The organism is Rhodococcus sp. NPDC059969, from assembly GCF_042738325.1.
Classification (GTDB): Bacteria; Actinomycetota; Actinomycetes; order Mycobacteriales; family Mycobacteriaceae; genus Rhodococcus_F.
This window is the reverse complement of sequence record NZ_JBHWUF010000001.1, coordinates 1288547-1304559: the sequence shown is the minus strand read 5'-3', so window position 1 is coordinate 1304559 and position 16013 is coordinate 1288547. Positions and strand designations below refer to the sequence as shown.

The window sequence follows — 16013 nt, the reverse complement described above, 5'->3', positions numbered from 1 at the left end:
ATGGCTACCACCAATCCCGTCACCATCACGGCTCCTGAGGGCGTGCCGTACATCGACATCACCCGCGAATTCGACGCACCCGTCAGTGCCGTCTTCGCGGCTCATTCGAATCCCGAACTGGTCAAGCAGTGGCTCGGCCCCAACGGATACGAGATGGAGATCGACGAATACGAGTTCGTGAGCGGCGGTCGATACAAGTACGTCCATCGGAACCCCGAGGGCGAAGAGTTCCGGTTCAATGGTGTATTTCACGTCGTTCGCGAGAACGACTTTGCCATCCAAACCTTCGAATACGAGGGATTTCCCGACGTCGTCAGCATCGAATCGATCACGTTCGAGGACCTGGGCAATGGACGCACCCGTCTCTCCGGCCATTCCGCATATCCGAGCCTCGAAGCGCGAGACGGAATGATCGAGAGCAATATGGAACTCGGCGTCACCGAAGGTTACGAACGCCTGGACAAGATCGTCGCGCAACTCTGACCACCTGTTTGCCCGAACCTCCTCAGCGAAAGGCAGTTTCATGGACTGGACCCTCGAAGTAGTCATCGTTCCCGTCAGCGACCTCGACCGCTCCATCGAGTTCTACCGTGACAAAGTCGGTTTCGACCTCGACCACCACACCGTGAACGAACACATGACGATTGCTCAGCTCACTCCGCGAGGTTCGGGTTGCTCGATCGTCATCGGCAACCTGCCGTCGCAAACCGAGATGGCCCCTGGTTCGTTGAAGGGATTGCAGTTGGTAGTAGCCGACGCGGCAGCGGCTCGGCAGGAGCTCATTGACCGCGGCGTCGATGCCAGTGAGGTCACCGTCTTCGACGAGCGTGACGGTGGCACCTTCTTCGGATTCGCCGACCCGGACGGTAATACCTGGGCTGTCCAGCAGCTGAAGGTCCGCGGCGACAAGCCGCTCATTCCGAAGGAGTACCGCGACCGCTTCGGCGCGTAGAACCCGCCTTCCACGCTGCGTAGTCTTCGGGCATGCAGACAGCGCAGGGGCGATAGCCGGCCGCAATCGCGGTCGGCTCGTCCGCGAAGAACACCCGACTGGCGACATACCCACCACGCGCGATTGCCTGCGCCGCCCCTCGACAGTCGAGTCGGCCGTAGATCTTCGTTTTCCTATGCCCGCCAAGCATACCGGGCGTCGAACTCTCGTAGGGTTTGTTGCGAGCGTCGCGGAGAATGTACGTCTTACTCGGCATCATGAAGCACCAATCCCAATGTTCGACGCGTGCCGGAGTGCACCACGCTGACACCATGTCGCACAGGGGCTCTGGACCACCCCCGAGAAGTCTGGACCGGCCGATCCCGCGTGGTGAAGATCAACGCGTGACCTTGTTCGAGCACCGTGACAGTCCCTTTCGACTGAGCGCGCGGCCGCTGTTCGACGAGCAAGAACTCTCCCCCGGCGTGATCGATCCGAGGTCTGTCGAGCCCGATCACCACCTGTAAGGGAAACACCAACTCTCCGTAAAGGTCCCGATGCAGTGCATTCCAGTCGCCAGGACCGTAGGACAGGAGAATCGGGGTAGGTCGATTCTGGCCGGCGTTGCGGCATTGATCGATCCATCCTTCGAAAGTGTCCGGCCACGGTGCGCTGTCCCCCAGCTTGAACGCCCACTCTCGCGCGATCGGGAGAAGTTGCCGGTAGAAAGCCGCTCGCATAGCGGTGATCGGCTCGGGTACCGGATCACCGAAGTATCGATACTCCCCTTGACCGAAGCGGTACCGAGCCATGCCGATCGTGCTTCGAAATCGGTCGACGTCCGAGTACCAGGAAGCGATTTCGCGACACTCCGATTCGTCGAGTAGCGGTGTCGTCTGTGCACACCCACTGGAGTTGATTCCCTCGATCAGTGCAGGCCAATCGAGGGAATCAACTCGAGCAGACAGATCGGTGAAAAGGTCCATACGTCGTAGACGACGCGGCAGTCAGGAATGTGAGAATGCCAGCAGTTGGTCAGCCAAAGTGTTGTACGTACGGGCGATCCCGGCATAACTGAGCACTGGTTCCGGATTCCAGGTGCCGATCTTCCCCGCCTTCACCGCAGGCAAGTTGGACCACGCAGGATTGGTGCCGAGCGTATCCAGTTGCAAACTCGACGGACGATCGTCGAGGAAGATCATGTCGGCCGGATAGTGGTCCGCCATCTCCCAGGCCAGCTTCTCGACGTAGACCGACGATCCCTCTGCTGGGTCGACGACGGCAAGACCCAAACCCGCCAGGTCTGCGAGGATCGGAAATCCGGAACGGCTGACTCGAATCGTGTCCGGATCTGCGGAGGCGAATAGTACGGGTGAATTGTTCAGTGAAGAAGCAACTTCGGAGATCCGCTGGCGCGCAGCGTCGTAGTCCTTTCGCTGAGCGTCCATATCCAGGTCTGCTCCGAGTTCCACGGCCAGTTCCACGATCTCTTGCACGGTTCGGTCGATGGTTCCTGCTGCCGTTTCCACGAACAGTACTGTCGACAAGCCCTTCACCGCATCCAAGTTCGCCTCGTCGAGTAGAGCCGAACCACGCAACTGAGGGACTATGACGACGTCCGGCTCCAGCGCAGCGATCTTTTCGAGTTCCACCTGTCCCCAGAGCTGCCCGACCATGTCGGTCTTCGAGAAATCCAAGTTGCCGGAGATGCTGGTGTCCGTCGATCCCGGCGATCGTGTGAGCGCTCCGAAAACACCGACAGGCACCAGTCCGTAATCCCACAGCGCACCCGCGATTCCGGTGTAGGTGACAAATGTTCTCGGCGGTGAATCCAACTCGATCAGGGTTCCGCGATCGTCGGTGAAGGACCAACCGGCATCGCGTGTGCCGCCGGCATCCGCGTCGGAGCGTGAGCACCCGGCCGCTGCCAGCGCAGCAGCCAATCCTGCTGCTGCGCCGAGGAACCTGCGACGATTCCAGTCCATCTCGAGACGCCTGTGCGGTCGTGGAGTGAGCAGCGTGGTCATGTGTGTGCCCTTTCGGCGATTGGTTGAACTGTTGCAGGAGTTGACGAGCGAGAAAAGAGAAGGATCGATCCAAAACCCGTGAGCATTCCGACGCCGGCGCAGAAGACCAACGGCCACAGCAGAGCAAACTCGTCCGATCCGGCGAAGAGCGAGCCGCACAAAGCAATTCCGACTGCGAGCCCGAATTGGCGCGACGAGTTGGCTGTGGCCGAAGCCGTCCCGGAGCGCTCTGCCGGAGCATCCGACATCGCGGCACCTGGCAACACCGGCGACACCATGGCTGAACCGACACCCGTCAGAATCAGTCCGGCGATAAGCGCCGGCCAGATCGGCGCGACAAGAACGTACAGCATGGCGAGGCAACCGATTCCGCAGAGGACCGTCCCGAATCCGAGCGACACTCGAAGGTCGGCTCGCTGAAGCCGTGATCCACACAGCGCCGACACGAAGACAAAAGCGAGCGGTTGAATCGAGAGCACAAGTGCGGCCGTCGACGCCGACAGTTCCAACCCGTTTTGCAGCCACAGTGAAAGAACTACGAGCGGGCCGTAAGCCGCAAGGTAGTAACCGAAAGCCGCGACGAGAACTCCGTCGAATTTCAGGGATCGGAACAAGGCCGGATCGAGCATCGGACTGCTGCTTCGACGCTGCCAGGACACAAATGCCGTCAACGCAACGATTGCGATGAGGAAGGCGAGAGCTGTCGAAGACGAAGTCCACCCGGCGTCGCCGCCCCACGTCACGCCGAGAACCGCGGCAACGGCAGCGAGAGTGAACAAAACCATTCCGGCCCAGTCGATATTGTCGTCGCCGCGCCTACTTTCGGCGAAACAGAAAACAGCCATTGCGAGCGCTACTGCGGCCACGGGGATTCCGAAATAGAAGACCGCACGCCAGTCGAAGAACTGCGTCAGCAGCCCTCCTGCAACATTCCCGATTCCGGCCGCCAATCCGGCGACGGCGCCCCACGCGGCAAAGGCGACGTGACGATCACGGCCCGAGTATGCGTCGCCGAGCAGAGGCAGGAGCGTCGCGAACATCGCTGCACCGGCAATTCCTTGCGCGCCGCGAGCTGTGACCAGAACCGTGACATCCGGAGCAACAGCACACACGGCCGTCGCAACCAGGAACACGACCAGGCCGCAGATGTAGAGGCGTTTGCGTCCCCATACATCGCCGAGCGCGCCCATCCCCACCAGAAGCGCAGCAAGGGCCAGTGTGTACGCGTCGACGACCCAGGACATCGCGCCCGTACTGCCGTTCAAACCGTCTGCGATGGCCGGCACCGCGATCGTCGTGATCGTGGCGTACGTCAGCAACAGGAAAGTTCCGATGCATGCGGCGATGAGCGGCAGCCATCGTCGTGTCGACATGGTCAACCTCCGAGCAGGGCGGTAAGTGCGCCCTAACTATGGAGGTTCAAGTCAACTTGAAGTCAAGCGCCGCTTCCACGCGAATGTCGAGTTGCTCGAGCAACCACGGACACTGCATCGGACGCTCTTGCCGACACGTCAGGTGATGCTCGAGAATCAGTTTCGCTCGCGTAGCGGCGGCGACCTGTGCCTCGAGCGCCGACACTTGATCCGCGAGAACCGCGGAGAACTGCTCGGACGTGGTGTCGGTTTCGATGAAGGAGCGCACCTGTTCCAAGGACATTCCCGTCTCGGTGTACATCCGGATCAATGCCAGCCGTCGCAGCTCGCAATGCCCGTACCAGCGTTTGCCGCCGGTTCGCGACCGCGCGGACAGCAAGCCTTCATCCTCGTAGTACCGCAAGGTCGACGCCGCGATTCCGAACGATTTTGCAACCTCGCCGATCGGGATCAAGTGCTCACGCATTCACCGATCGTAGGCTGAATGCGTAGGCGGTTCCGGCAGTTATGTGTGACTTGGCATACTGACTAACGGAAGGGGTCACGTAAGTGATCTCACGGCAAAATGCTGGATGCGCTCGTTGAACGAGGGAGAGCTGTGCTGGATCCAACGCGACCTGTCGGGCCGTACTCGTCGGGAGTGCCCGCCACTGCCCTCGAGGTCCGCATGCCGGACCTGGAACGCTTCGGCCTCGCTCAGTTGTGGCGCTCCGCGATCATCGCGGTCGTGCTGTCCACGTCGATCATGCTGGCGCTGATCGTGTGGCCATTCCGCAAGCGTGGACGCACGTGGGCGGACGCTGCCTCCGACGGAATGGTCGACGGCTTCATCGCTCTGGGGCCCACCTTCGTCAAGCTCGGACAACTGGTCGCGTCGTCGTCCGGTCTGTTCCCGGCCCCGGTCGCCAATGCGTGCCTGCGTTGCCTCGACGACGTTCCGTCCTTCCCTGCCGAGCAGGCCCGAAGAGTCGTGCAGGAGGACCTCGGTTACTCCGTGGACGAACTGTTCGCGAAATTCGACGACGCGCCTCTAGCAGCGGCATCGGTTGCGCAGGTACACGCGTGCGTTCTGCACGACGGCCGAGAGGCAGTCATCAAGATCCAGCGCCCGGACATCTATGCGCGCATGCTGATCGATCTGCGGGCGGCATATTGGGGAGCGAACATCCTCGAGAAGTTTGTCGAGTTCCTTCGAATTGCCAATGCCACCGCCATCATTCGCGATCTGCACAATGCCACGATGACGGAATTGAACAGTGCAGTCGAGGCCGACCGGCAAACCACTTTCCGGAACAACATCAGTGCGTTCGGCGACAACAAGGGAGTCACGACGCCGGAGGTCTACTGGGATTACTGCGGCCCCCGAGTCATCTGCATGGAACGCATGCGGGGCGTTCCGCTCGATCGATTCGTCGCCGGTCCGGACGGAATCGACGAAGCCCGCATGTTGATCCGGCGCGGTGTGAAGGTCTGGCTCGAATCAGTCATCGTTCACGGTCCTTTCCACGGCGACGTACACGCCGGGAATCTGTGGGTCCTCGATGACGGCCGGATAGCAATGCTCGACTTCGGCATTGTCGGTGTTCTTCCGGAAACGTGGCGATCGATACTCTCCGATATGTTCCGCGCAACGATTGTCGACGGAGATTTCGCCCGCGTTGCCCGGGGAATTCGATCCTTGGGTTATGCAACCGACTACGAAGTCGACGACGCCCAACTGGGTATGCAGGTCGCCACTGCTCTAGCTCCGATCCTCGGCCGCGATCTGGGTGAACTCAAGCTCAGCGAGCTGATCATGGCGCTGATTCAATTGGGTAAACAGTGGGGTGTTGCGAGTCCCGAGGAATTGGTTCTTTTCGGAAAGCAACTCGGATACTTCGAGCGATATGCGACGGCGTTGGCACCTGGTTGGGTGATCGGACAAGACCTTTATCTGTTCAAGAACGTATTTCCCGAGGCAGTCGCCGAAAAGGCCCGAGAACTCGGCATCACCATGCCTGACGAATAAATTTGTCCCCTATTTCCTTATTCTGCATTTCGTCTGTCGGGGTTAGCCTGTAATGACCCACCGGCCGAGGAGCAAATGTGCAGCCACTTTCTGTAGCCCTCCCGCAAGCGACGACAGGTCCGAGGAGTAACGGGCCGCGAGTCGGCACCACCCTCGGCGCCCTCATGCATTCCACGGACAAGTCCGTGATCGAGCTACTGGAAAGCCCGGACGGGCTTGATGTCGAAATCCGTTCGATCGCCCTCGTCGAGTCCTCCGACATCGACGGCACCGACAGCCGAGGTGCGATCTCCGACATCTATCTTCCCGTCGGGGTTCCCGAATCGACGCTCACGCAATGGCTGCGAAAGTTCGAGGGCAGGCCGCCAAGGCGTCGTCCGAAGCTCCTGCTCGTCAAAAATGCACGCGAGGCGACGGCGGTACTGACCGCCGCACGTAGCATCGGTATCGCCGTGGCCGCGGTCCATCCGCAGGCCAGTTCCGGCCACGTCTATTCGCTTGTACAACGTCTTCTGACGCAGAGCCTGTATCGTTCGCGAGCCGCCGCCGGCGCTGTATCAGGCGGTGATTCCGATTTGTTCGCGCTCTCGGAAACGATCGCCGAATTGACCGGTGGACTCGTCACGATCGACGACACCGCACTGCACGTCATTGCATATTCTGCTGCTCACGAGGGCGAAGACGAGCTTCGTCAGCTCTCCATACTCGGCCGGGAATGGCCGATCGAATACACCGAATGGATCGAGAAAAGGGGCGTGTTCGAGCATCTCAGGCGCTCGGACGAGGTCATCAGTCTGCCATCCGAGCTGAGCATCGGCGCCGCACACCGTCTGGCTGTGAGCATTACCCGGCCCGGCCAGCCAGGGCCGACGGGTTCCGTTGCGCACCAACATAATCTCGGGAGCATCTGGATACAGCAGGCATCCGGACCTCTTTCCGACGACGCACGAGCGGTATTGCGCGGCGCCGCCGCTGTCGCCGCGCGCATTCTCATGCGGTCGTTGGACGCCTCCAGCCGCGAGAACGCCCAAGTGGAAAGGCTGTTCGGCGTTCGCTCCGGCGGGGTCGACATGCACTCACTCGCCGGTTCGTTCGGCATCAGCACCGACGGACCGGCTGCGGTCATCGGATTTGCGACATCACTTGCACCCGGATCGAATCTCGATCGAATCACCAACGCCTTACGCCTGCGTGCCAGCGCATTTCGCCACGATGCCGTCACGACGATCATCGACAACCGGATCTACGTGCTGTTCCCGCAGGCCGAGCACGAGGTCGCGATCAGCGACTGGGCTTACGACACCGTGCGAGTGCTCGAAAGACGTGCGGGTATCAGCGTCCGCGCGGCCGTCGCAGTGCCGATCGCGCGGTTGCACGGCGTACCCGAGGCGCGTCGAGAAGTGGACCGCGTGCTCGATACCACCGATGATCATGGAACTTCGAAGGTCACCACACTCGCGGCGTCACGCACCGCGGTATTGCTGGGCGAGATACTCGACCTCGTCGCTGATCACGAGCGATTGCGCGACCCTCGTATCGACAGACTCATCTCCTACGACGACAAGAACACCTCTGACATGCAGTTCACGCTCACTGCCTACCTGACGGCGTTCGGGGACGTGAAGAAGGCCGCATCCTCTTTGAAAGTGCATCCGAACACGCTGCGCTACCGCATCCGGCGCGCTGAACAGATCATGGGCATTTCGTTGGACGAGCCGGACACGCGACTTCTCACCGAACTGCAACTCGCCATATTGGGACGCACCCCGGACGAGTCTGAACGGTACGAAACGTCCGATCAGTGAGACGGATCTCGGACCCGTCTCGAACTCTCGAGTAGACAACTGAGGAAGCCGAAGAACAACTCTCACCTCAGGAGCTACCTTGCGCACTCGTGGAGCCGTCATTCGCCAAGCACCAGGCACATACGAGGTGGTCGATCTCGAACTCGATTCACCCCGCAGTGGCGAACTCACCGTCAAGATGGTCGCCTCCGGACTGTGCCACTCGGACGACCACATCGCCAGCGGCGACCACGGCGTAGGCCGCTACCCCATCTGCGGCGGGCACGAAGGCGCCGGAATCGTCGTCGAGGTCGGGCCGAACACCGAAGGGTGGTCCGAGGGTGATCATGTCGTGTTCTCTTTCCTCGCCGCCTGTGGCCGTTGTCGTTGGTGTGCAAGCGGAATCCAGAACCTCTGCGACAACGGCGCCGCCATCATGACCGGCAGCAGACCAGGCGAAAGCTCGAGCTACAGAATGTCTCTCGACGGTCAACCCGTCGCACAAACCTGCGGCCTGTCCACCTTCAGCGAATACACCACGGTCAGCACTCTCTCGGCTGTGAAGGTCGACAAGCATCTGCCCCTCGACGCTCTGTGCCTGCTCGGCTGCGGCGTCGGAACCGGTTGGGGCGCCGCCGTCAACTCCGCTCAGGTGTATCCCGGGCAGACCGTCATCGTCATGGGGGTCGGCGGAATCGGAATCAACGCGGTACAGGGCGCCTCGCACGCCGGCGCCACCCACGTGATCGCGGTGGACCCGGTCGCTTTCAAGCGCGAGAGTGCATTGAAGTTGGGCGCCACCCATGCTGTGTCCACCATGGAGGAAGCCACCGACATAGCGCGCTCGTTCACCAACGGCCAGGGCGCCGATTCCGCCATCGTCACCGTCGGCGTCACCACCGGAGAACATGTCGCGCAAGCATTCTCGTCCATCCGCAAGGCCGGAACATGTGTCGTCACCGGCCTCGGGAAGATGACGGACGTCGGAATTCCCGTGAGCCTGATGGAACTCACGCTGTACCAGAAGAGAATTCAAGGATCCCTGTTCGGCGCGTCGAATCCCACCGCCGACATTCCCTGGATGATCGATCTCTACACCAGCGGCAAACTCGAACTCGACGGACTGATCACCAACCGGTACACCCTCGACCAGATCAACGACGGCTTCGCCGACATGCATGCCGGTCGCAATCTTCGCGGGATCATCACCTTCTGAGCGAGTTCTCTCCGGACTTTCGATCGAGAGCAAGTCCGGAGAGATCCTCACTACGGCTTCACCAAGCGTTCATGGTGTCGAGGATTTGTCCTCTGGCCATCCACAATTCAGCAGACCAGTACGGCCACGAGTGAATTCCGGCGGGCGGAAAGCTGTACGTCGCTGGGATTCCCAAGGATTTCAGGCGAATCTCGAATGCACGCGCATGAACCCACGAGAGCGCCTCGAGACCCATACCCGTCGCCGTGTGGAAGTAGTCGATCGGCGCAGATGGGTGATCGTACGGTCCCGGGATGCCGTTGGACGACGAAATGTACATCGACAGTCCGCGAAGCGATTCCGCGTTGACAAACGGGTCGTTGCGAAGCCAGCCTGACGACCACGGCGGGCCCCACATCGAGTCCACGTTGTACCGCCCGGCATCGAACATCGCTACCCTGATCGCTTCACGCATGCCCGGCCCCGAAATGTTGATGTACCCGGACAGCGAGCCTGCGAACTTGAACTGATCACGATGGTGCCCAGCCAAATTCAATGCCGCGCTACCACCCATCGACAACCCGATGATCGCATTGTTGGTAGGCGAAACACCGTACCCTGCAAGAAAGTCTGGAAGTTCGCGCGTGAGAAACGTTTCCCACCTGTACGTTATCGGCTGGGCGTTGAAGTTCGACGGCGCGTACCAGTCCGTGTAGAAACTCGACTCGCCGCCCACAGGCATCACCAAAGTGATGTTGTCGTTGCGGTACTGCTCGAGTGCGTTCGTTTCGAAACTCCAGGCATTCCTGTCGTTTTGCGCGCGAAGACCGTCGAGCAGGTACAGCGCGGCGTTGCCACCGCGCGCGGCCCACTGCACCTGAACCTTGATGTTTCCCATCGAAGACGGGACCCACAACTCGTCGTAACCACCCCATGGCGCCGAGCGCGCCGGAGCAGCACTCGCGGCGGTCGGACCGAACATACCGCCGAGCAGGAATATCGACAACAACGCCGCTAGGAGCACCCGCACCCGCCGTGTATTGCGTTCGGGCAACGTGAATCTGATTCTCTGCAAGGTTGTGTCTTTCCCCGAAACTGCGCATGAAGAAACTGCTCCGGTAAGTGCATCGTCGGTTCCACTGTCGACGTGTTTGTCCCTTTGTGGGGTCTTCGGTGTTACAAAGCCGAGGTCATCGCAACAAACGGACAACTGTCATGCCGAGCGAAACCGGGTGGCGAAAAGCACAATTCACGAAGCACGCTCTCTGCGCTCACTCAGCCGAGCATCGAAGCGATCGCGTCTCGCCCAGCAGCGGCACAAGCTTGGTCCTGCATTCCGTCTGGAGCGCCACCGACGCCGATACCGGCGATCGACCCGGCTCCAGCCTTCAATGTGACTCCACCTGCAAGGAAGAGAGTGCCGGGAAGGTCGGCGATGGTCGATCCTTCGCCTTTGGTACGCTGCAAGAGGTCACTGGTGTCGGCTCCGAAAGCCGCAGAGGTGTATGCCTTCTCGCGTGAGGCTTCCACCGTGTGCTGGGCTGCGTTGTCGCCGCGCACCATGGCGATGACATTGCCGGCACGGTCGACGACGGAGACGGTGACGAAGCCGAGACCGTCGGCGCGGCATTTCGCCAGCGCTGCACCGGCAGCCGTCACTGCTGCGTCGGCGCTGAGTCGATTCTGAGTGACAACTGCCGAATCGCCGCTCGCAGCAGGCTGCTGCGTGGCAGAAATCGACGTCGTGCTCGATGCGTTCGCCACCGGTGTGTCAGTGCTCGAGCATGCGGCGCTCGCAAGGATCGCGACAACCGGAATGGCGATAGCAAGCGTCCGGGGCAGTCGTGTGTAAATGCGGTGGTTCATGATGGGCACACTTTCAGTCGAGTGGTTCGAAACCGTCCAATACAGCGTCGCGTTCCGGTGAGGGTCCGCACATCGGGCGCTCGGGTGGCGAACAGTGCCCACAACGGCTACCGAGATGTCATCCGAATGGTCGATACGAGGGCCAGGCGCACTCCGTAACATTCGAGGGATGAGCAGTGGAGCCACGACGGATGCCGACGCCGACCTCGGCCTACGCGGTCCGTTGGCGTACGCGATCCACGCGTCGTTCTTCGTGCTGCTGTCCACGTCCGGCGTTCGGTACGTCGCAGTCCACGGCACCAGCGGTCGGTTCGGGGTGGTGCTCGTCCTGGCCGTGGTCCTCGCCCTGCTCTACGCCGTCATGGCTACGGTGTCCTCGCGAGAGGTGGTTCGCCAACGGCTCTGGATGTGGCCGGTACTGAGCACGTGGGCAGCGTTGGTCTGGCTTGCACCGAGTTTCGCGTGGTGCGCCTTCCCGGTTCTCTTCCTCTGCATTCGTCTGTATCCGAGCAAGATCGCCTACCCCCTCGTCGGGATCCTGGGGGTCCTCGCCGGTATCGCGTTTTACCGGGTCACCGGTCGCGCCGAATTGGTGACCCTGCTCGGGCCTCTGTGCACCGCTGCACTGGTCGCGGCAGCGTACGGTCAGATGGAACGTGATGCCCGAGAACGCCTTCGGCTTCTGCGCCAGGTGGCGGAAGCGCAGTCGGCACTGGCAGATACCGAACGGGCTGCCGGCGTTGCCGCTGAACGAGAGCGCCTCGCTCGCGAGATCCACGACACCGTTACCCAGGGACTGGCAAGCGCCCTACTTCGGCTCGAGGCAGCCGAACAAACGTGGAATACAACGGGTTCGCCGTCTCGAACCGATGTCGATGCCGCGACGGAGAACATCCGCACGAGCCTGATGCAGAGCCGCGACCTCGTCCATGACCTCGCACCGGCCAAAGGTGGCCCCGCCGATTTCGACACCCTGGTCGTTGCCGCCGCCCGCCAGTTCACCCCTGATGTTCGGGTTCGCACTGTGGGCGAACCGGTCGCCGTGCCGCCGGACGTGGCTCACGCCATCGTGCGAGTGGTCTCGAGCGCGTCGTCCAACATCGCCCGCCACGCTCGCGCCGAAACAGCGGGCGTGACGATCACGTATCTCGACGACTCCGTCTCCGTAGACGTCTTCGACGACGGCGTCGGCTTCGATCCGGGAAAACTCACCGACCATTCTCGGTACGGTGGATACGGCCTACGTGCGATGCGGAGCCGCGTGGCTCAGCTCGGCGGATCGTTCACCGTGGAAAGCGCACCAGGAGACGGCACCGTCGTCGCGGCCCAGTTCCCGCTCGAACGGAGGATCCGATGACCACCGCTATTCGAGTGTTCCTCGTCGACGACCATCTGGTCGTGCGCGCCGGGCTGAGAGCGCTGCTGGACACTCAGCCGGACGTCGAGGTGGTCGGCGAAGCATCGTCCGGCGAGGAAGCGGCCACGGCGATACCTTCCGCCTCGCCTGATCTGGTGATGATGGATCTGGACATGGGCTCCGGCATGCACGGTGCGGAAGCGATCAAACGGCTTCGCAACGACGGGGTCGATGTTCCCGTACTCGTTTTCACGACCTATGACACCGACGCCGACGTCGTACGGGCCGTCGACGCCGGTGCCATCGGTTACCTACTCAAGGACTCGACTCCCGACGAGATCTTCGGAGCGGTGCGCGGCGCGGTTGCCGGGCGCAGCGTTCTCTCCCCTACCGTGGCCTCCCGTCTCGTTCAGCAGATGCAGCGCCCGCAGGAAGCCCTCACCGCGCGTGAGTCCGAACTGCTCAGCCTTCTCGCCGAGGGGATGACGAACCGCGAGCTGGGTAAGGCACTCTTCATCAGCGAAGCGACGGTGAAAACCCACCTCGGGCACATCTACGCCAAGCTCGGCGTAGATACCCGCTCTGCCGCAGTGTCCGTTGCACTACGTCGTGACGGAATACGCTGACCTTGTTATCCTTTCGTCTTCAGAACGGGAAGGTCTGAGCGGCAGCCCGGCTGGTTCGCCACTGCCAGGTGGTGAATTCGTCCCAGCTGCTTTGAGTTCCGAATCTCGCGCCGTTTCCGGAGGCACCCGCACCGCCGAATGGTGCATAGGCATCGTTGTTCAACGTCTGATCGTTGATGTGCACTATGCCGGTCCGCAGGCGGTCCGCGATCCGCTCGCCTCGTTCCACCGATCCTGTTTGAATGGCCGCTACCAGACCGTATTCGCTGTCATTGGCAAGTCTGACAGCCTCGTCTTCGTCCTTGACGACCACGACGGGCGCCACGGGTCCGAAAATCTCTTCGCGGAACGCGGGCATGTCCGAGGTGACACCGGCCAGGACGGTCGGCTGATAGAACAGCCCTTCGTAGGTTCCACCGGCGCGGATTTCGGCGCCGGCTGCCTTGGTGCCCTGGACGATTCGATCGACGTTGGCGATCTGCCTCGCGTTGATGAGCGGACCGAGAGCGACGTTACCTGTGTTTGGGTCCCCGACAGGCAGGACCGAGGCGCGCTTGGCCAGCAGGTCCAGGTACTTATCGGCGACCGACTCCAGCACGATGTGTCGGCCCGCGGTCATGCAGACCTGGCCCTGATGCAGGAACGATCCCCACGCACCCGCCGAACTCGCGGCATCGAGGTCTGCGTCGTCGAGGACGATCAGAGCATTGTTCCCACCCAACTCGAGCGAGACGCGCTTGAGCGTGCGGCCTGCTGTTGCCCCGACCTGACGGCCGACTGCGGTCGAACCCGTGAAGGACACCATCGCGATGCTGGGGCTCTCGCACAATGCCTGACCAGGCTCCGCGTCACCGGCGAGCACATGCAGGAGACCTTCCGGAAGACCTGCTGCCGTGAACAATTCCGCGATGACTGCGCCGCCGCTGATCGCGGTTTGAACGTCCGGCTTGAGAACGACGCCATTTCCGAGCGCCAAGGCGGGCGCGACAGCGCGCATGGCGAGGAGAAGCGGGAAGTTCCACGGGCTGATTACGCCGACCACGCCCAGGGGCACCCGGCGACCGATGCTAGTGCGCCCCTCCTGGCTGGCAGGCAGGAGGTGTCCGAACGGCTGTGTCGGCAGTGCCGACGCCTCCCACAGTTCGGAGATGACAAGATCAACTTCGAACGCGGCTTTCCCTGGTACGGAACCACCTTCACGAATCAACCAGCGCTCCACCTCGGCTCGCTCGGCTTCCAAAATCTGCGCCGCCTTACGGATCACCGAAGCGCGGGCCTGTCCGATCGTGGCCGCCCACGCCGGCTGCGCGGCCGACGCGATGTGTGCCGCTCGATCGATATCCGCAACAGTCGCCGTCCCGATCACACCGAGCACCTCGCCGGTAGCCGGTTCGACGGACTCGACGGTGTCACCGCCCCCATCGATCCATTGGCCGTCGAAAATCTTTCCGTGCCATTGCTGATGAGCGAGCAGATTCGTCATGAGTTCCTCGATTCGTAGCTTTCGCTGCGGCCCTCGCTGTTCGCGGGCCTGAGCTCTTCGCGAGCTTGAAAAGCGATCTGGAACACACTCTGCCCCGGTATTCGGGCTCCGAGTTGTCGTGATCGGACACGTTCGTTGTTCGGATGCGACAGATCAGTGACGTACTTCCGACGGCGCCGTACCGAATTCCGCTTTGAACGCACGCGAAAACGCCGGTGCGTCATGGAAACACCATCGCGCGGCCAGGACGGAGATCGAGTGATCGCGCAGTGAGACGTCGGTGAGATCGCGGCGTACACGGATCAACCGTTCTCGACGGATCAGCGCGTTGAGGGTCAGACCCCCGTCGCCGAAATGACGCTGAATTGTTCTCGGTGACATGTGCAGCGCACCGGCGATCGACGCGACCGAGAGGTCCGGTACATCGAGATTCCGAAGCACATATCGCAAGATCGCCTCACGCGAGGAACTTCCGGGTGTCGCGGGCGCAAAGTCTTGCACCAGGACTGCCGCAGCGAGATTGACTCCGGCATCTCCGAGAAGCCCTGCGGCGCTGCCGTCTACCTGCGATGCAACAGCGCCCGAGATGAAGTTCTGCAGCAATGCACCGGATCCGCGCCGGCCGTCGTGGATGCGCGCGAGCGCGCAATTCAGTTCTCGTTCGGTCAGACTCATTGCGCCGCGGGGTACGGTCATGACGGTGCACGACCAGTGGCCGTCGAAACGCAACGCGTACGGACGCTCTACGTCGTAGAGAATCATCGCGCCCGGCGGGGCCGTCAACTCGCGATCGGATTGGCGCAGGATCGCTCGCCCGGTTCGGACCGTGCAGATCTTGAGCAGATCGCTACCGTGTCGCTTTGCTGCGCGCGTACTCCGCCGCAGTATCTGAGGTGAACCAGTGATATCGAAAGCGCCTACGTCCCCGAGACTTACGCCGCTGACCGTGCCTACAGGCGCGGCATCGACGGAGCTCTCGGGGGACAGGCCCCCGAACGTCTCTGACATCTCGCAGTGCCACTGCTGCACAGATTCCAGCATGCCCGGAGGTGTGGCAGACACGGCAGACATGGCGGGCTACTTGATCGAAGATCCGTGCTGCGTCAACGGCATGACCTCGATGCTCATGTACGGGAACAAGGGGAGATTCCAGAGAATCTCGTGCAGTTCGTCAGCCGACTCGACGTCGAAAATGCTGATGTTGCTGAACTGTCCCACAATTCGCCACAAATGAACCCACTTGCCCTGGCGCTGAAGGTCTTGTGAGTACGCCTTCTCCGTCGCGACGGTATCGGCGCGAACTTCCGGATCCAGGTCGCGCGGAATATCGACGTCCATCCGAACGTGAAAGAGTGCCATGTTC

The 16013-nt window shown here is 61.7% G+C and carries 17 protein-coding genes; 7 read left to right on the top strand and 10 right to left on the bottom strand.

What is annotated here, in order from left to right; all coding sequences use genetic code 11:
• Positions 1-483 (top strand): SRPBCC family protein, encoded by a 483-nt coding sequence (locus ACFWAD_RS05970; RefSeq protein ID WP_378542137.1) that lies wholly within the window; start codon positions 1-3, stop codon positions 481-483.
• A gap of 40 nt (positions 484-523) precedes the next feature.
• Positions 524-952 (top strand): VOC family protein, encoded by a 429-nt coding sequence (locus tag ACFWAD_RS05965; protein ID WP_378542135.1) that lies wholly within the window; start codon positions 524-526, stop codon positions 950-952.
• On the opposite strand, the gene ACFWAD_RS05960 is transcribed toward ACFWAD_RS05965, so the two are convergent.
• The 5 genes from ACFWAD_RS05960 to ACFWAD_RS05940 are packed head-to-tail and all read right to left on the bottom strand — an operon-like array spanning position 915 to position 4797.
• Positions 915-1208 carry an Ada metal-binding domain-containing protein gene (locus ACFWAD_RS05960; protein ID WP_378542919.1) on the bottom strand — a complete coding sequence of 98 codons (294 nt, stop codon included), beginning with the start codon at positions 1206-1208 and terminating at the stop codon, positions 915-917. The genes ACFWAD_RS05965 and ACFWAD_RS05960 overlap by 38 nt on opposite strands.
• Positions 1198-1917: a 2OG-Fe(II) oxygenase gene (locus ACFWAD_RS05955; protein WP_378542133.1), complete on the bottom strand. Its 720-nt coding sequence runs from the start codon at positions 1915-1917 to the stop codon at positions 1198-1200. The genes ACFWAD_RS05960 and ACFWAD_RS05955 overlap by 11 nt, the downstream gene beginning before the upstream one ends.
• Before the next feature lie 21 nt (positions 1918-1938).
• Positions 1939-2958, bottom strand: a complete 1020-nt coding sequence (locus ACFWAD_RS05950; protein ID WP_378542131.1) for an ABC transporter substrate-binding protein — start codon at positions 2956-2958, stop codon at positions 1939-1941.
• Positions 2955-4331: an MFS transporter gene (locus ACFWAD_RS05945; protein WP_378542129.1), complete on the bottom strand. Its 1377-nt coding sequence runs from the start codon at positions 4329-4331 to the stop codon at positions 2955-2957. Before ACFWAD_RS05945 ends, ACFWAD_RS05950 begins: the two co-directional genes overlap by 4 nt.
• A 46-nt stretch (positions 4332-4377) precedes the next feature.
• Positions 4378-4797: a MerR family transcriptional regulator gene (locus tag ACFWAD_RS05940; RefSeq protein ID WP_378542127.1), complete on the bottom strand. Its 420-nt coding sequence runs from the start codon at positions 4795-4797 to the stop codon at positions 4378-4380.
• Positions 4798-4929: 132 nt separating this feature from the next.
• Between ACFWAD_RS05940 and ACFWAD_RS05935 the strand changes: the two genes are divergently transcribed.
• The 3 genes from ACFWAD_RS05935 to ACFWAD_RS05925 all read left to right on the top strand — a co-directional run bounded on the left by ACFWAD_RS05935 (position 4930) and on the right by ACFWAD_RS05925 (position 9339).
• Positions 4930-6339: an ABC1 kinase family protein gene (locus ACFWAD_RS05935; protein WP_378542125.1), complete on the top strand. Its 1410-nt coding sequence runs from the start codon at positions 4930-4932 to the stop codon at positions 6337-6339.
• Between the two features lie 164 nt (positions 6340-6503).
• Positions 6504-8144, top strand: a complete 1641-nt coding sequence (locus ACFWAD_RS05930; RefSeq protein WP_378542123.1) for a PucR family transcriptional regulator — start codon at positions 6504-6506, stop codon at positions 8142-8144.
• 79 nt (positions 8145-8223) lie between these two features.
• Entirely contained in the window at positions 8224-9339 is a 1116-nt protein-coding gene (locus tag ACFWAD_RS05925; protein WP_378542121.1) for an NDMA-dependent alcohol dehydrogenase, read from the top strand.
• A gap of 58 nt (positions 9340-9397) precedes the next feature.
• On the opposite strand, the gene ACFWAD_RS05920 is transcribed toward ACFWAD_RS05925, so the two are convergent.
• Positions 9398-10384, bottom strand: coding sequence for an alpha/beta hydrolase (locus ACFWAD_RS05920; protein WP_378542917.1), 987 nt, complete (start codon positions 10382-10384; stop codon positions 9398-9400).
• A gap of 209 nt (positions 10385-10593) precedes the next feature.
• Positions 10594-11184 (bottom strand): heme-binding protein, encoded by a 591-nt coding sequence (locus tag ACFWAD_RS05915; protein WP_378542119.1) that lies wholly within the window; start codon positions 11182-11184, stop codon positions 10594-10596.
• Between the two features lie 169 nt (positions 11185-11353).
• Here ACFWAD_RS05915 and ACFWAD_RS05910 point away from each other — a divergent pair, with 169 nt between their 5' ends.
• Entirely contained in the window at positions 11354-12541 is a 1188-nt protein-coding gene (locus ACFWAD_RS05910) for a sensor histidine kinase (protein ID WP_378542117.1), read from the top strand.
• A complete protein-coding gene (locus ACFWAD_RS05905) occupies positions 12538-13167 on the top strand; it encodes a response regulator (RefSeq protein WP_378542115.1) in 630 nt (209 codons plus the stop codon). Before ACFWAD_RS05910 ends, ACFWAD_RS05905 begins: the two co-directional genes overlap by 4 nt.
• A 19-nt stretch (positions 13168-13186) precedes the next feature.
• On the opposite strand, the gene ACFWAD_RS05900 is transcribed toward ACFWAD_RS05905, so the two are convergent.
• From ACFWAD_RS05900 to catC, 3 genes are all read right to left on the bottom strand, one after another.
• Complete coding sequence (locus tag ACFWAD_RS05900) at positions 13187-14650, bottom strand: benzaldehyde dehydrogenase (RefSeq protein ID WP_378542113.1); 1464 nt, start codon at positions 14648-14650, stop codon at positions 13187-13189.
• A gap of 153 nt (positions 14651-14803) precedes the next feature.
• Entirely contained in the window at positions 14804-15721 is a 918-nt protein-coding gene (locus tag ACFWAD_RS05895) for a helix-turn-helix domain-containing protein (RefSeq protein ID WP_378542111.1), read from the bottom strand.
• Positions 15722-15727: 6 nt separating this feature from the next.
• A complete protein-coding gene (catC, locus tag ACFWAD_RS05890; RefSeq protein WP_138870757.1) occupies positions 15728-16009 on the bottom strand; it encodes a muconolactone Delta-isomerase in 282 nt (93 codons plus the stop codon).
• Positions 16010-16013: the final 4 nt, after the last annotated feature.

Excerpts from the sequence above, each read along its gene's own strand:
- ACFWAD_RS05970 (WP_378542137.1), top strand. The coding sequence starts at position 1 with ATGGCTACCACCAATCCCGTCACCATCACGGCTCCTGAGGGCGTGCCG.
- ACFWAD_RS05965 (WP_378542135.1), top strand. The coding sequence starts at position 524 with ATGGACTGGACCCTCGAAGTAGTCATCGTTCCCGTCAGCGACCTCGAC.
- ACFWAD_RS05960 (WP_378542919.1), bottom strand. The coding sequence starts at position 1,208 with ATGCCGAGTAAGACGTACATTCTCCGCGACGCTCGCAACAAACCCTAC.
- ACFWAD_RS05955 (WP_378542133.1), bottom strand. The coding sequence starts at position 1,917 with ATGGACCTTTTCACCGATCTGTCTGCTCGAGTTGATTCCCTCGATTGG.
- ACFWAD_RS05950 (WP_378542131.1), bottom strand. The coding sequence starts at position 2,958 with ATGACCACGCTGCTCACTCCACGACCGCACAGGCGTCTCGAGATGGAC.
- ACFWAD_RS05945 (WP_378542129.1), bottom strand. The coding sequence starts at position 4,331 with ATGTCGACACGACGATGGCTGCCGCTCATCGCCGCATGCATCGGAACT.
- ACFWAD_RS05940 (WP_378542127.1), bottom strand. The coding sequence starts at position 4,797 with ATGCGTGAGCACTTGATCCCGATCGGCGAGGTTGCAAAATCGTTCGGA.
- ACFWAD_RS05930 (WP_378542123.1), top strand. The coding sequence starts at position 6,504 with ATGCATTCCACGGACAAGTCCGTGATCGAGCTACTGGAAAGCCCGGAC.
- ACFWAD_RS05915 (WP_378542119.1), bottom strand. The coding sequence starts at position 11,184 with ATGAACCACCGCATTTACACACGACTGCCCCGGACGCTTGCTATCGCC.
- ACFWAD_RS05910 (WP_378542117.1), top strand. The coding sequence starts at position 11,354 with ATGAGCAGTGGAGCCACGACGGATGCCGACGCCGACCTCGGCCTACGC.
- ACFWAD_RS05905 (WP_378542115.1), top strand. The coding sequence starts at position 12,538 with ATGACCACCGCTATTCGAGTGTTCCTCGTCGACGACCATCTGGTCGTG.
- ACFWAD_RS05900 (WP_378542113.1), bottom strand. The coding sequence starts at position 14,650 with ATGACGAATCTGCTCGCTCATCAGCAATGGCACGGAAAGATTTTCGAC.
- ACFWAD_RS05895 (WP_378542111.1), bottom strand. The coding sequence starts at position 15,721 with ATGTCTGCCGTGTCTGCCACACCTCCGGGCATGCTGGAATCTGTGCAG.
- catC (WP_138870757.1), bottom strand. The coding sequence starts at position 16,009 with ATGGCACTCTTTCACGTTCGGATGGACGTCGATATTCCGCGCGACCTG.